At 42.2% G+C, this 14,793-nt stretch carries 11 protein-coding genes; 6 read left to right on the top strand and 5 right to left on the bottom strand.

Features of this window, described 5'->3' with window-relative positions; translation table 11 throughout:
• Positions 1 to 33: 33 nt before the first annotated feature.
• On the bottom strand, positions 34 to 2,625 hold the full coding sequence (locus KSX81_RS14760; protein ID WP_052587967.1) for a helix-turn-helix domain-containing protein: 2,592 nt from the start codon (positions 2,623 to 2,625) through the stop codon (positions 34 to 36).
• A gap of 206 nt (positions 2,626 to 2,831) precedes the next feature.
• Here KSX81_RS14760 and KSX81_RS14765 point away from each other — a divergent pair, with 206 nt between their 5' ends.
• From KSX81_RS14765 to KSX81_RS14785, 5 genes are all read left to right on the top strand, one after another.
• Complete coding sequence (locus tag KSX81_RS14765; protein ID WP_004299728.1) at positions 2,832 to 4,832, top strand: DUF2264 domain-containing protein; 2,001 nt, start codon at positions 2,832 to 2,834, stop codon at positions 4,830 to 4,832.
• A 49-nt stretch (positions 4,833 to 4,881) separates the two neighbouring features.
• The gene (locus KSX81_RS14770) at positions 4,882 to 6,615 is read left to right on the top strand and encodes a BNR repeat-containing protein (protein ID WP_004299729.1); all 1,734 of its coding nucleotides are present in this window, start codon (positions 4,882 to 4,884) and stop codon (positions 6,613 to 6,615) included.
• 222 nt (positions 6,616 to 6,837) lie between these two features.
• Positions 6,838 to 7,878, top strand: a complete 1,041-nt coding sequence (locus KSX81_RS14775) for a glycoside hydrolase family 43 protein (RefSeq protein WP_052587982.1) — start codon at positions 6,838 to 6,840, stop codon at positions 7,876 to 7,878.
• 9 nt (positions 7,879 to 7,887) lie between these two features.
• Complete coding sequence (locus KSX81_RS14780; protein ID WP_004299731.1) at positions 7,888 to 9,183, top strand: BNR repeat-containing protein; 1,296 nt, start codon at positions 7,888 to 7,890, stop codon at positions 9,181 to 9,183.
• Positions 9,184 to 9,187: 4 nt separating this feature from the next.
• Positions 9,188 to 10,321 carry a glycoside hydrolase family 88 protein gene (locus KSX81_RS14785; protein WP_052587983.1) on the top strand — a complete coding sequence of 378 codons (1,134 nt, stop codon included), beginning with the start codon at positions 9,188 to 9,190 and terminating at the stop codon, positions 10,319 to 10,321.
• Between the two features lie 91 nt (positions 10,322 to 10,412).
• Here the strand turns inward: KSX81_RS14785 and KSX81_RS14790 are convergent, their stop codons facing one another.
• The 4 genes from KSX81_RS14790 to KSX81_RS14805 are packed head-to-tail and all read right to left on the bottom strand — an operon-like array spanning position 10,413 to position 13,552.
• Positions 10,413 to 11,429 carry a GNAT family N-acetyltransferase gene (locus KSX81_RS14790; protein ID WP_004299733.1) on the bottom strand — a complete coding sequence of 339 codons (1,017 nt, stop codon included), beginning with the start codon at positions 11,427 to 11,429 and terminating at the stop codon, positions 10,413 to 10,415.
• A gap of 13 nt (positions 11,430 to 11,442) precedes the next feature.
• Positions 11,443 to 12,360 (bottom strand): DUF2156 domain-containing protein, encoded by a 918-nt coding sequence (locus KSX81_RS14795; RefSeq protein ID WP_004299734.1) that lies wholly within the window; start codon positions 12,358 to 12,360, stop codon positions 11,443 to 11,445.
• Between the two features lie 56 nt (positions 12,361 to 12,416).
• Complete coding sequence (locus KSX81_RS14800) at positions 12,417 to 13,112, bottom strand: LrgB family protein (protein WP_004299735.1); 696 nt, start codon at positions 13,110 to 13,112, stop codon at positions 12,417 to 12,419.
• A complete protein-coding gene (locus KSX81_RS14805; RefSeq protein WP_004299736.1) occupies positions 13,109 to 13,552 on the bottom strand; it encodes a CidA/LrgA family protein in 444 nt (147 codons plus the stop codon). The genes KSX81_RS14800 and KSX81_RS14805 overlap by 4 nt, the downstream gene beginning before the upstream one ends.
• Positions 13,553 to 13,748: 196 nt before the next feature.
• Between KSX81_RS14805 and pta the strand changes: the two genes are divergently transcribed.
• Positions 13,749 to 14,768, top strand: coding sequence for a phosphate acetyltransferase (pta, locus tag KSX81_RS14810; protein WP_004322197.1), 1,020 nt, complete (start codon positions 13,749 to 13,751; stop codon positions 14,766 to 14,768).
• The last annotated feature ends 25 nt before the right edge of the window (positions 14,769 to 14,793 follow it).

The following is a 14,793-nucleotide window of genomic DNA, read 5'->3' on the forward strand; positions in this document are numbered from 1 at the left end:
AACGGACAACAATCAGGTTGAAACAAACAGTAATCACGTTGATTTCTTCGCTTTTTCGGCATATTCTGACGGGCGGCATCCATACATTTCCTGAAAACATTTGCTTAAATAACTGGAACTGCTAAAACCTGTGTGTTCCGCAATTTCTGTAATACTTAGCTTGCCCTCTGTTATCAGTTGTGCTGCCCGTTGCAGACGAATGTTACGGATAAAGAGGCTGGGAGACTGATCGAGCATAGTCACCAGTTTGCGGTATAATCCCGTTCGCTCCATACAGAGGTCGCGGCTTAGTTGCTCCACCGAATAGCCATTGACGTGCAGATTCTGTTCCACCAGTTTGATGGCTTGTGCCAGAAATGCGGACTCTTCCGTATCCTGTTGCTGATGGTCGGGAGACGTTTCTTCTATGCCACAGGTTAGAGAATTATTTTGTTCGATCAGGTTGCGGATACGGAGTAATAGAATCTCTTCTTTATGCTTGCGTTCCATTTCCTTTCTGCTCCAATAGATATACAATCGGATACCGGTGAAAGCAATCAGTAATAAAATGACTGCATACAGGATATAAGCCGTGGTTGTTTTCCACCACGGTGCATGGATGGTTAATTTTATAGCTGTCACTTTGCCGTTCCACTGAAGAGGATTGTCCGAGGCCATGACTTTGAATGTATAATCTCCCGGTGGTAAATTGGTGTAAACAGCTTGAAGAAGACCTTTCCCTACAGTCGCATTTCCCTGTCTTCCTGCAAATGTACTCATCCATTGCGGGTCGATACCTTCCAGTTGATAACGGTAGTATGTGCGTTCATGATTGATATAATTCAATGCTGAAAATTCGAAAGTCAGGAAGTTTTGGTTATAGTCCAGTTCGATTTCGGTTGTATAAGGAGCAGCCTTGGACAGGATGATGCGGTTGCCATATTCTTTTCCTGTATTCACTTTTTCTCCATACAAGCGTAAGGCTGTGAAAACCGGCGGATCAGGAAGCATCGGATGAATGGAGTCCTTGTCGGGATGGAATATGCTAAAGCCATCAATACCACCCAAATAGAGAGTGCCGTCGGAAGAACTGAATACGGCATCTTTTATGTATTCGCCGTCCAAAGCACCGTCCAACTGATTGAACCGGGTGAAACTGATGTTCTTATTCTCCGGATTTATGTGGATGCGTGTGACACCGTTACTGGTCGTTACCCAGATATCTCGATATTTGTCCTCAATAATGCCCTGGATAAAGTTATTGCTCAATCCGTTTTCACGATAGAAGATACGTGGGATAGAGTCGTTTTCGCTGGTAAAAAGTTCCAGCCCGTCAGGAGTTCCTGCCCATGTCCAGCCGCGTGTGTCGGTATATAATGTATTGTATACTTTATTTCTGAAATGATGGTTCTTGTTGGGGTTCAACCGATTCAGTATTTCAGGAGAGACAGACGGGATAGCTGCTGACTTTAATACATAGGATTTTTGTTCATTAGCTGTCAGTCGATAAATTCGGGAATGAGCTTTCAGATAGATATTTCCATCTTTATCTTCGGCGAAAGATTCAATATTGATTTCTTCTTCCGGGGAGACGGGAAATGCATTGCGACCTATATGAGTCAGTTTATGCATGGACGGGTGATGATATAATAAACCCCGATTGAAAGTTCCGAGCCATAACCCTCCTTGTCGGTCTTGAAAGACAGTGCTGATTTCGGTAGAGACAATCTGTCCGTTTCCGGTTTCCAATAGGGGGATGTATTTTTGTGTTCCTGTGTGGAGGTCAATCATCCAAAACCCGTGAACGCAACTGATATAGGCTTTCTCACCATTAGGGGTAATGATAAGGGTGTTGAGAGTATAGTTCTGTTCGAAGAGTTTTTTCCATGTGCGCTCGTGGCTATTGAAATAGAATAAACCGCCTTTACGCCCGTTGCGTAGTTGATAGAAGCCGTCTGCACTTTTGACGACGAGAGAAGTATTTTGATATTCAGCCTGTTCGGATGCAGGATAAGCGGCTATGTTGTATACGGTTTTTTGGTCGGCTATGTGGTAACAGGACACTTCGCCTGTGTCATAGAATAAATATAGGGAGGTACTGTCGGCATTCAGGTCCTGCAATTTTCCGGAATACTTGCCGGGCAAGGTTATACGGGTCTTGTTGTTTAATTCCAGTAATTCGTTAGCTATGAGTAGCCAGATGTGTCCTGAATCGTCTACAAAAAGGTCTTCTACGGGGGCTTGTATCTCTCTGTTCTTAAAGTAAGCATCTAAATCAGGAATGTATTCCTCTCTGTACAGGTCAATGCACATCAGTTTGTGAGTATCTTTAATCCATAACAGAGAATCCCCACTCTGGTAAATGCGGTAATGCCCGTTATATTGGTTTAATGGATATACGTATTCCGTGGTGCGGTGAAGATAGCTGAAATGTACACCGTCGTATAGATTTACATTACCGCTGGTGGTGAATACCATTCTTCCGTCGGGCAACTGGAGGATATAACGTATTTGGTTATCACTCAATCCTTGCGACGCATTGATGGTGGTGAACAGGAATTCACCGGCATATATGAACGGTGCCATCCTGAAACAGAAAAATAAGCAGAGCAGAATCCGTATGTTTCTCAAACTATTGGTAGTCATGGCTATGTTTCAAGATTACAAAGATAAAAAAAGTCGGCTTATGAAGCACGACTTTTCTATCTGTTAAAGGCAGTTATTTATCATTCAGCTGATAAAAAGTGGCATTTTGACTTAATTTTGGGCTTTTATGAATGATATTCAGACGAATGTTTGTATATAAAGCTTTACTTTTGCGATGAATCTGACATTATAAACATATCATTACCATGAAAGCAAGATTTGCATTATTTTTATTGTTTGCTATTTTATCATTAAAACTCTCTGTGGTCTTTGCGCAGGAAAACATATTCACCGTCTGGCAGCCGGATTATCAGAAAAGCCCTTATACGGGAATGACTCGTCAGCACTGGATACAGGCAGGCGAGTATTTATTAAAAGGTGCATTTAACTATATACATACATTAGACGATCAAATGTATTTTCCGAAACAGCTGGATAAAACATATCCGAGAAATACGGGAGAAATTCCAGTAGCAAAGCTGGAAGGTCTGGCACGGACTCTATTTGTAGCTGCTCCTCTTTTGAAAGATAATCCAGAACTGGAGATGAACGGGATAAAAGTGGCAGACTATTATCGTTATCAACTGATAAATATCTCTAACCCTGAAAGTAGGAGCTATATTCCGCATCGTACGGGAGGTCCCAGTCAGACATTGTTGGAACTGGGCTCTTTGGCAATCTCGATGAAAGCTGCACAGGAAGTGTTATGGAATCCTCTCACTAAGAAACAGAAAGATTCACTGGCTGCTACCATGTTGAGTTATGGAGAGGGACCGACTATTGGTTCCAACTGGATGTTTTTCAATGTCTTTATCTTGAGTTTTCTGAAAGATCAGGGATATGCCGTGAATGAAAGCTACCTGGAGTCGAACCTGCAAAAACTTCTCGCACGCTATCGGGGCGAAGGCTGGTACAATGACGCTCCGGCTTATGACTATTATAGTGCGTGGGCTTATCAGACTTACGGACCTATTTGGGCGGAAATGTTCGGGAAGAAACAATACCCTCAATATGCAAGGCAGTTTATGGAAAATCAGCATGACATGGTTGATAATTATCCATTTCTGTTCAGCCGTGATGGCAGGATGAATATGTGGGGACGGAGTATTTGTTATCGTTTTGCCGTTACTGCTCCTTTGTCTTTGTATGAATATGACAAAAGTGGTAATGTGAATTATGGATGGATGAGAAGGATAGCTTCTTCTACGTTGTTGCAATTTTTAGAACGTCCGGAATTTCTGGAAGATGGTGTTCCGACAATGGGTTTCTACGGACCTTTTGCTCCTGCTGTTCAGATTTATAGTTGCCGGGGTAGTGTTTATTGGTGCGGAAAAGCTTTTCTTAGTTTGTTGTTGCCGGAAAACTCTAACTATTGGTCGGCTACAGAAAATAACGGTCCTTGGGAGAAAGAACTGAAAAAAGGGGAAGTGTATAATAAGTTCCAGCAGGGAACTAATCTATTGATAACCAATTACCCGAATTGTGGCGGATCTGAAATGCGTTCATGGTGTCATGAGACTGTGGCAAAAGATTGGCAGAAATTCCGCAGTACCGAAAATTATAATAAACTGGCTTACCATACAGAGTTCCCCTGGATGGCAGATGGGAAGAATGGGGAGATTTCCATGAATTATGGAACAAGGAATAAAAAAGGGGAATGGGAAGTGTTGCGGTTGTATACGTTCAAAAGTTTCGAAAATGGAATTTATCGTCGTGACGCTGTGCTCGAAACGGATAGCACTGTGAAGTATCAGTTGGCGGATATTCCTCTACCGGATGGAATTCTGCGGATAGATAAGGTGACTGTTTCAGAACCGGCGGAGATTTGTTTGGGACATTATTCCCTGCCTCGTCTGGATTCCGATATAAAGGAAACATGTTGTAAGGTGGGTAAACAGAATATTCCGGTACTCTCTAACGGAAAATATGAATTGGCAATGATACCATTGACAGGTTGGGAGAAAACATATACGGTATATCCGGAGGGAGTGCATCCTGTAAGTGAGAAATGTGCATTAAATATGGTTTCCGATCAGTTATCCGGTGAAAAAATATATGTGACACTTCAATTATGGAAGAAGAATGAGAAAAGAGGTTTTACTTCAAAAGAGCTGACACCGGTGAAATCTGTCCATGTGTCAGAGGATAAGAAACAGGTGACGGTTTGTTTATCAAACGGTGAAATAAAAACTATTTCGTTTGAGTAATGAATCCCATTCAAGTAACTGATATTTAATTAAGAAACATATTGCTATCATGAAAGAGAAGATTGTTTGGATTTTTGTCGTTTTATATCTATGTAGCTTTCATTTGAATGCCCAAACTGCAGAAAATAATCCTACTGGCGGTGGGTATCAAGTTGCAGCTGAAGGAGCTTGGTGTTGGTTTGCCGATCCGAGAGCCTTGCATTATGAAAACAAGGAGGGAACTATAAATAAGACATATATCGGTTACATCGATATTCATGGTAATATAAAGGCGATGCAGTATGACTTTCAAAAGAAGGAACAGGAAGAAGTATTGATCCGTTCGTATTTTCAGCCGGACGATCATAACAATCCCACTTTTCTTGTATTGCCCGATGAAAGAATTATGATTTTCTATTCAAGACATACGGATGAACCTTGTTTTTATTACAGAGTCTCCCGAATCCCGGGGGATATTACTACTTTAGGTGAAGAAAAGAGGATTGAAACAAAAAATAATACGACTTATCCTTCTCCGTTTATTCTGTCGGATGATCCTGAACATATTTATTTATGCTGGCGTGGAATCGGTTGGCATCCGACTATTGCCAAGCTTTCGTTACCGGACGACAAAGATGAGGTGGATGTAGTATGGGGACCGTATCAAATCGTACAATCTACCGGCGTCCGTCCGTATGCGAAATACATGTCTAACGGGAAAGATAAGATTTATTTGACTTACACCACGGGACATCCGGATAATGAACTTCCCAACTTCCTTTATTTTAATTATATCGATATCAAAACATTGCAGTTGACTGATGTCAGGGGAACCGTACTTTCTACTATTGCCGACGGCACATTTAAGGTGAACAAGACAGGTGATTATGCGAAACAATACCCGTCTACGGTAGTGGATAATCCTTCTGAACGTGACTGGGTATGGCAAATAGCTTCGGACAGGAACGGAAATCCGGTGATAGCAATGGTACGTATCAGCGATAATAAAGAATCTCATGATTATTACTATGCAAAATGGAACGGACACGAGTGGAAAAAGACTTTTCTTATTAATGCCGGTGGACATTTTCATCAGACGCCGAATTTAGAAAAGTGTTATAGTGCCGGTATGGCTATCGATCCGTCGAATGTTAATGAGGTATATTGCTCATTACCGGTAGAGGGAAAATATGGTAAGGTGTATGAGATTGTAAGATTTATCATGAGTGAAGATGGAGAGGTTATTTCTAAGGAGGCAGTCACAAAAGACTCGCAACTGAATAATGTCCGTCCTTATATGATACCGGCTTCAGAGGGTACCCCATTGCGGCTGACTTGGATGTATGGCAACTATTATGATTGGATTGTCAGTTTACAACATCCACAAGGCTATTCTACAGGAATAGCCTGCGACTTCAAAGGATTCCCCGATAGAAAAAAGAAGAAGATGATAGCGGCATCCGGCAAAGAAATACGATTTAATCCTGAAAAGCCTTTTGTGCTGGAACAGACGATTACTCTTGGCGCAGATAATTATCAAGGTTGCTTGTTGCAACTCGGTGATCTGGAATATTATCTAAACGGAGAAACGATGAAACCTGAAATCAGATATAAAGGGAAGGTATATACCAGCACAAATGTATTGGGAACATCGGATTGTTGGAAAACACAGGCTCGTGGAACCGGTGGCAAGTGGTATACTCCGCAGAAATATGGGGAGGTTCGTTTGAGGATGGAATATAAGAAAGGTGTTTTATGTGTATATATAAATGACTTGCTCGATCAGAGAATTGACTTTGATTGAAAGCGAGCGAACTCTTTTATGGAGTGGGCTAATAAGTGGAATCCTCGTTTATATCGTATTATATAATAAATGAGGACTAAGTTCGAAGTACAAATTCTCCATAATATCATACATTTAATAGAGAATGATTGTTTTTAGCCCTTTTTTGACATATAAGTAGACCTTTATATTTTATGTATCATCTATCTTTGTAGACAAGAAATCTTATTTAATATCATGAATATGAATAGACATTGTGGAATAATTAAGTTTATATTATTAGGGGTGGTTTGTATATCATTACTGCCTGTATCAGTGCATGCACAGAAGTATACGGAGTTTATCCCCGGTGAAGTTTGGAAAGATACGGATGGGAATCCGATCAATGCCCATGGTGGTGGACTTCTATATCATAACGGCACTTACTATTGGTATGGTGAATACAAGAAAGGGAAAACCATTTTGCCTGACTGGGCTACGTGGGAGTGTTATCGTACGGATGTGACCGGAGTAGGTTGTTACTCTTCTAAAGACTTGCTGAATTGGAAATTTGAGGGTATTGTACTTCCGGCAGTTAAAGACGATCCGAATCATGACCTGCATCCCTCCAAAGTATTGGAACGTCCGAAAGTGGTTTATAATAAGAAAACGGGCAAATTTGTAATGTGGGCCCATGTGGAAAGTGCTGATTACAGTAAGGCTTGTGCCGGAGTGGCAGTTTCCGATTCTCCTGTCGGTCCGTTCGTTTATCAGGGAAGTTTTCGTCCGAACAATGCGATGAGCCGCGATCAGACTGTTTTTGTGGATGATGACGGACGTGCTTATCAGTTTTATTCTTCAGAAAATAATGAAACGATGTATATCAGCCTTCTGACTGATGATTATCTGAAACCGAGCGGACGTTTTACACGCAATTTCGTAAAAGAATCGAGAGAGGCTCCGGCAGTATTTAAATATAATGGTAAATATTATATGTTAAGCTCCGGTTGTACTGGCTGGGATCCTAATATAGCCGAGATCGCAGTAGCCGATTCTATTATGGGAACATGGAAGACAATCGGAAACCCTTGTACGGGACCGGATGCGGATAAAACGTTTTATGCCCAGAGTACTTATGTCCAGCCTGTTGTCGGAAAGAAGGATGCATATATTGCCATGTTCGACCGTTGGAAGAAGAAGGATTTGGAAGATTCCCGTTATGTATGGCTGCCTGTGTTGGTAAAAGATGGGAAAATAACTATCCCTTGGCATGAAAAATGGAACCTTTCTATCTTTGACAAATAAAAAATAAATATGAAACGGATACTGCTACTACTTTGCGGAATAATGCTCGTTCCCGTTATTGCCTGTTCCCAGCATTTGGTTGAAGTGGGAAAGGGGTATAGCTGTACTTCGGTCAATACGACGGTCTTTCGGAATAATTCGCTGGTTACACACGGTGATGAACAATATATCAGTTATTACGATAACGATGGCTATCTGGTACTTGGAAAGCGGAAACTGGATTCGGAACAATGGACATTACATCGCACCCAATATCAGGGAAATGTGAAGGATGCTCATAATATAATTAGTATGATGATAGATGGAGAAGGGTATATACACGTATCTTTTGACCATCACGGACATCCATTGAATTATTGCCGGAGCATTGCTCCCGGTTCTCTGGAACTGGGGGATAAAATGCCCATGACCGGAGTTGACGAAGGAAATGTCACCTATCCGGAGTTCTATCCTTTATCCGGAGGAGATTTATTGTTTGTTTACCGCTCCGGTTCTTCGGGTCGTGGAAATCTGGTAATGAACCGTTATTCGCTGAAAGAACATAAATGGACTCGTGTGCAGGATATACTGATCGACGGGGAAAATAAACGGAATGCCTATTGGCAGTTATATGTTGATGAGAAAGGGACGATTCATCTTTCATGGGTATGGCGCGAGACTTGGCATGTGGAAACAAACCATGATATTTGTTATGCCCGTTCTTTTGATAATGGGGTAACTTGGTATAAGACGAGTGGAGAACGATATGAACTCCCGATCAAATTGTCCAATGCGGAGTATGCCTGTCGTTTACCTCAAAACTGTGAGTTGATTAATCAGACGAGTATGAGTGCCGATGCGGGAGGAAATCCGTATATAGCTACTTATTGGCGGGAACCCAATAGTGATGTTCCTCAATACCGCATCGTCTGGAATGATGGGAAGATGTGGCATCAACGGCAGATAACCGATCGCCAGACACCTTTTACCTTGAAAGGTGGAGGTACGAAAATGATCCCTATTGCCCGTCCGCGTATTGTGGTAGAAGGTGGAGAAGTCTTTTATATTTTCCGTGACGAAGAACGGGGAAGCCGTGTGTCGATGGCACATGCGACTGATGTGGGTACCAGTAAGTGGACGATAACGGATCTGACGGATTTTTCGGTGGATGCCTGGGAACCCTCTCATGATACGGAACTTTGGAAAAAGCAGCGGAAACTGCATCTCTTTGTACAACACACCCGTCAGGGAGACGGTGAACGCACAGCGGAAATTGAGCCTCAAATGATATATGTATTGGAAACGAATATGGATACAAATAAATAAAGATATGAAGAAACTATATGCAACTCTTTTTTCTGCACTCTTTCTAGGCGGTGCAATCTGTGCAAGTTGTACGGATAAGAAGGATGCTTCTGCTGAAGAAGTGATAAACACCATTCATAAAGTGAATAATTATTGGCAGACGAATCATCCGGAACACGGACGTTCTTTTTGGGATAATGCCGCCTATCACACCGGAAATATGGAAGCTTATTTTTTGACTAAGCAGCCGGAGTATTTGGAATATTCGAAAGCCTGGGCGGAACATAATGAATGGAAAGGGGCAAAATCAGATCATAAGGAAAACTGGAAGTACAGTTACGGTGAAAGTGATGATTATGTGCTTTTCGGTGACTATCAGATTTGTTTCCAGACGTATGCCGATCTCTATAATCTGGAACCGGATACACAGAAAATAGCCCGTGCCCGCGAAGTGATGGAATATCAGATGAGTACCCCCAATCATGATTATTGGTGGTGGGCAGATGGCTTATATATGGTCATGCCGGTCATGACAAAGATGTATAACATTACTAAGAATCCGCTCTATTTGGAGAAACTGCATGAATACCTCGCCTATGCTGATAGTATTATGTATGATGAAGAGGCCGGACTTTATTACCGGGATGGAAAATACGTGTATCCTAAACACAAAAGTGTGAACGGCAAAAAGGATTTTTGGGCACGTGGAGACGGCTGGGTATTGGCCGGATTGGCAAAAGTCTTGAAAGAACTTCCTGAAACAGATAAGTATCGTCCGGAATATATAGATCGTTTCCGTACCCTGGCTAAGTCGGTTGCTGCTTGTCAACAGCCGGAAGGTTACTGGACACGCAGTATGCTCGATCCATTGCATGCACCGGGACCGGAAACCAGTGGAACGGCTTTCTTTACCTATGGTTTACAATGGGGAATCAATAACGGTTTTCTGGATGCTGCAGAATATCAGCCGGTGGTTGAAAAAGCATGGAAATATCTCTCAACAGTTGCTTTGCAGCCTGATGGCAAGATTGGTTATGTGCAACCGATTGGTGAGAAAGCGATACCCGGTCAGGTGGTAGACGCAAACTCAACTTCGAATTTTGGAGTAGGTGCGTTTCTATTGGCAGCCTGTGAACGGGTTCGTTATTTGAATAAATAAATACAGGCACGGATTACACGGGTTTCACAGCTCTTAGAGGCATGCCTTAATATAAGTCAACAGCGTAATCCGTGTAATCCGTGCCTAAAATTTAATTCATCATCAAGCTCATATATGGCTTTAACGGCTGAAGTATTCTATTGGTTAATTCGCTAATATTCATTTGTATATGTGCACCGGGCAGTCGCTCGGTATTATACATACACTTTCCTTTGCACAGGTAATAATAGCCGTTGTTTACAGACAATTGTTTGTCCGATAATTCCAGCTGCATTTCATCTTCAGGAAAAGCCGCGGCATAGATTTGCAGCACTTCTTTGGCATTGATGATACGTGCCATACCTAGCAGATGTTGAGGCTGTTTATCTTCAGGAGGCAGTAGTTGAACCATGCGCTTGCATCCGGTGTGCTTCCTGATCGCATACAATAAACTATATTCCACATCCTTATCATCAGCGCAAAGTTCATTGATAATGATATGTTTGTCTCCTTTATATATAATGGTTATTCCTTTGATTTCGTTTTCCTGTCTGGCTACAAATAAATAACCTCCACTAATGGCAAGATCGGTCATAATAACCTGAAAGTCTTCCGGTGTGTGCTGAATACAGCAAGCCCGTTCGGAAAGCTTCTTATTCAAATAGGAATAGACCTCCTCCTGAAATTCTGAAACAACACTGACCGCTATCTCTTTAGAAGGAATAAACTCGGGCAAAACGATCTCTTTAGTTGAATACTTGAATACCGAAGCATATCCCATACGGGCATAATAATCAAACAACCAAGGTTCTGCCGGTATCAATGTGCTGAAGTGTACTCCATTCCGTAACATCCGGGCGAAAGACTGTGATAAAAGCTCGCGCATGACTCCTTTGCTTCGAAAATCGGGATGCGTACAGGCTCCTGAAATATAGGAGGTTTGTACAGTCTCTCCACCAAAAGTCATCGGATAAGGAAGCATTTGAAGGGCAGAGATTACCTCATCACCACTTTTGATGGCAACGTTCACCTCTGTCTTATAGCGTAGTCTGAAGTACATCTCGACGAATTCTTCACTATCGTCAAAACAGACTTTCCACAATGCTTTTACTTGCTCCTTTATCATCATATTTATAAAGAGTTTACCATTTAACCATATTCATGGGATGCTCTTTGAGACAAGCCATGTATTTTTCCAGAATCGTCACCGGTTGGTAAGACAATTTGGCTTTGCGCAAACCTTCGAGACCTAAATCCTCTTCCCGGTTGATATAGATATATTGTTCGGGAATCCGGTTGGCAAATTCATAATTAATCATAGCATACGCGCCTTCAATGCTGGTATCCGCTTTTTCTACATGCACGCCGAACGTTTCATGATTGATAGGCATACCGAATGTAAATGCTACGATTTTACCGTTCACATGAAGAATTCCACCCGTCAGTCCGAGTGCTTCGAAGTTGTGGAGGGCATAAATCAGAGCACGACGTTCATTGCCCGTCCCTTCCTGCTGGTCGCAGTGATTCACTTTACACCATTCTGCTTCCAGATCCAGACATTCCTGAATGCGGTCCGGAGTGATCGGTGTATATTCATAATCCGGATAAGTGTTGCGGAACCGGTTGATATGATTTCTTTTCGCTTGGAATTTCTTACCCTTCAGTGTTGAAAGATCACTTCTCAAATAGATATAATCCGCATAGTCGCGGTCTTCTGTAAATGTGAACTGTCCCGGAAGGATAGCTTCGAGATCAGCACGCATATTACTGCACACTCCCAACATACAGAAATGCTGGTTCTCTTTGCGGGCATCCTCTATCAGTTCCCCCAATATTGCTTTCAAATCTCCCGTACCTACGGGCATCATATAAGCGAGTTGATCTCCCGCCCAGAACTTGAACACCAGGAAGTTGTCGACCACTGCAAATTGGGTATCATATAAGAACCTCCAACTACAAAGATTGGAGAATGAAAGATCGCAATTGCGGCGATCACTTTTCATCGTGAATGAGGTGATTGTGTCTCTGTCTGCTAACGTGACATCTTTAAATGGAATCATAAGATTGCTTTTTGCGTTTAACTCTTTATATAACGGAAAATCAAGAGATTTTGTTTTTACAAAATACCTAATAATCGAAGGATAGTAGGTGTTAGCAGTGCAGTGAATATTCCATTTAGCGTCAGTCCCAGGCTGGCGTATGCTCCATATTTGCTGCTGATATCCATTGCAGTGGAGGTTCCGACGGCATGAGCGGCTGTTCCCATTGAAAGCCCTTGGGCGATCGGACTGCCTACGCGCATGATTTTCATTGTCTTAAAGCCACAGATAGCCCCTAATAAACCTACTGCTACAACAACTGCCGCCGTTAGTGACGGAATACCGCCGATAGCTTTGGTTACTTCCATCGCAATCGGGGTCGTAACCGATTTCGGAGCCAGTGACAGGATTACCTCTTGTGAGGCTCCCATGAATTTCGCAATCAGTACTACTGAAATGACTCCGACGATGCAGCCTGCCAGTTGAGACAGTAGAATAGGCAATAACTGCTTTTTTATCATTTCCAGTTGAAGATATAAGGGTACGCCTAAAGCCACAACGGCCGGGCGTAGCCAGAATTCGATCAGATGTCCTCCTTTATTATATGTCTCATAAGAGATATTGGTCATTTTAAGGAAGATGATTAATAGTGCGATGGTCAGCAATATAGGATTTAATAATACCAGTCCTGTTTTCTTCTGAAGCAGTTTGGCAAAGAAGAAAATCCCGAAGGTAATGGCCAGCAGGAAGAAATTATTTTCTAAGAAGCTCATTTGTCTTTATTCGTTAAGTTGATTTTATCTTTAAGGTGTAGTTTCTCCGGCAGATGGAAATCTGACAGATGAAGTTTGCGTGCCAGTTTGATCTGACGCGCCAGCCTGAACTTGCGGACGATCTGATGTACCCATCCCGTTACAACAAGTACAAGTGCGGTACTGACAATGGTAGCTATCACAATTGGCCAGAATTCTGCCGCAATAACATCAAAGTACAACATAAGAGCCACACCGGGTGGAACGAAAAAGAATCCCAAGTTAGCAACCAGAAAGTCGGACAATCCCTGTACCCAGTGTAACTTAATCCAACCTAATTTTAAAAAGAGGGTGAGCAGCAGCATACCGATGATGCTGGAGGGGAGCTTGATACCCGTAAGATAAACTATTAATTCACCCAAAGCCAAACAGCCAAATAAAATGGCGCACTGACGTATCATAACTAATAACCTATTGATTTTGTTTGAAAACGCTGCAAAGGTATGAAAAATAGGAGTACAGTGTTAAATATTACAATATTTTAGACTTGGAAGAGAAAAATAGGCGAAATTGTAATGTGGATATTGCAAAATTGAGTACTTTTGCACCGCAAATTACAAATTGTAATGAGGTTTTATAATAACATTCAATATATCTATGCTCAATTTAATCAACCAAATCGTGGCGCGTGCGAAAGCAAATCGCCAACGTATTGTTCTTCCGGAAGGAACTGAAGAACGCACATTGAAAGCTGCCAATATGATTTTGACAGATGAAGTAGCCGATCTAATTTTACTGGGTAAACCGGATGAAATTAATGAACTTGCTACAAAATGGGGATTGGGAAACATCGGTAAAGCTACTATCATTGATCCTGAAACTTCTCCGAAACACGAAGAATATGCACAGTTGTTGTGTGAACTTCGTAAAAAGAAGGGGATGACTATCGAAGAAGCCCGCAAATTGACGAGCGATCCTTTGTTCTATGGTTGTTTAATGATTAAGAGCGGTGATGCTGACGGTCAGTTGGCTGGTGCCCGTAACACTACTGGTAACGTATTGCGTCCTGCTTTGCAGATTATCAAGACCGCGCCGGGAATCACTTGCGTGTCTGGTGCTATGTTGCTTTTGACTCATGCTCCTGAATACGGAAAGAATGGCATTCTGGTAATGGGTGATGTTGCTGTAACTCCGGTTCCGGATGCTAATCAGCTGGCACAGATAGCAATTTGTACTGCGCAGACTGCGAAAGCCGTTGCCGGTATTGAAAATCCGAAAGTAGCTCTGTTGAGCTTTTCAACCAAGGGTTCCGCTAAACACGAAGTAGTGGATAAAGTGGTAGAAGCTACTAAGATTGCAAAAGAGATGGCTCCTACTCTTGATTTGGATGGTGAAATGCAGGCTGACGCTGCTCTTGTACCGGAAGTGGGTGCTAGCAAAGCGCCGGGTTCTCCAGTAGCCGGAGAAGCAAATGTGCTGATCGTTCCAAGTTTGGAAGTTGGTAATATTTCTTATAAATTAGTTCAACGTCTGGGACATGCTGACGCTGTTGGTCCGATTCTTCAGGGTATTGCCTGTCCGGTAAACGACTTGTCTCGTGGTTGTTCTATCGAAGATGTATATCGCATGATTGCTATCACAGCTAATCAGGCCATTGCAGCAAAAGCGAAAAAATAAGTATTAGATATAAAGTATTAAGTAT

The organism is Bacteroides sp. MSK.18.37, assembly GCF_019129155.2.
GTDB lineage: Bacteria > Bacteroidota > Bacteroidia > Bacteroidales > Bacteroidaceae > Bacteroides > Bacteroides ovatus.

What these genes read in the sequence shown, in the direction of transcription:
- KSX81_RS14760 (WP_052587967.1), bottom strand. Translation starts at nt 2,625, where the DNA reads ATGACTACCAATAGTTTGAGAAACATACGGATTCTGCTCTGCTTATTT.
- KSX81_RS14765 (WP_004299728.1), top strand. Translation starts at nt 2,832, where the DNA reads ATGAAAGCAAGATTTGCATTATTTTTATTGTTTGCTATTTTATCATTA.
- KSX81_RS14770 (WP_004299729.1), top strand. Translation starts at nt 4,882, where the DNA reads ATGAAAGAGAAGATTGTTTGGATTTTTGTCGTTTTATATCTATGTAGC.
- KSX81_RS14775 (WP_052587982.1), top strand. Translation starts at nt 6,838, where the DNA reads ATGAATAGACATTGTGGAATAATTAAGTTTATATTATTAGGGGTGGTT.
- KSX81_RS14780 (WP_004299731.1), top strand. Translation starts at nt 7,888, where the DNA reads ATGAAACGGATACTGCTACTACTTTGCGGAATAATGCTCGTTCCCGTT.
- KSX81_RS14785 (WP_052587983.1), top strand. Translation starts at nt 9,188, where the DNA reads ATGAAGAAACTATATGCAACTCTTTTTTCTGCACTCTTTCTAGGCGGT.
- KSX81_RS14790 (WP_004299733.1), bottom strand. Translation starts at nt 11,429, where the DNA reads ATGATGATAAAGGAGCAAGTAAAAGCATTGTGGAAAGTCTGTTTTGAC.
- KSX81_RS14795 (WP_004299734.1), bottom strand. Translation starts at nt 12,360, where the DNA reads ATGATTCCATTTAAAGATGTCACGTTAGCAGACAGAGACACAATCACC.
- KSX81_RS14800 (WP_004299735.1), bottom strand. Translation starts at nt 13,112, where the DNA reads ATGAGCTTCTTAGAAAATAATTTCTTCCTGCTGGCCATTACCTTCGGG.
- KSX81_RS14805 (WP_004299736.1), bottom strand. Translation starts at nt 13,552, where the DNA reads ATGATACGTCAGTGCGCCATTTTATTTGGCTGTTTGGCTTTGGGTGAA.
- pta (WP_004322197.1), top strand. Translation starts at nt 13,749, where the DNA reads ATGCTCAATTTAATCAACCAAATCGTGGCGCGTGCGAAAGCAAATCGC.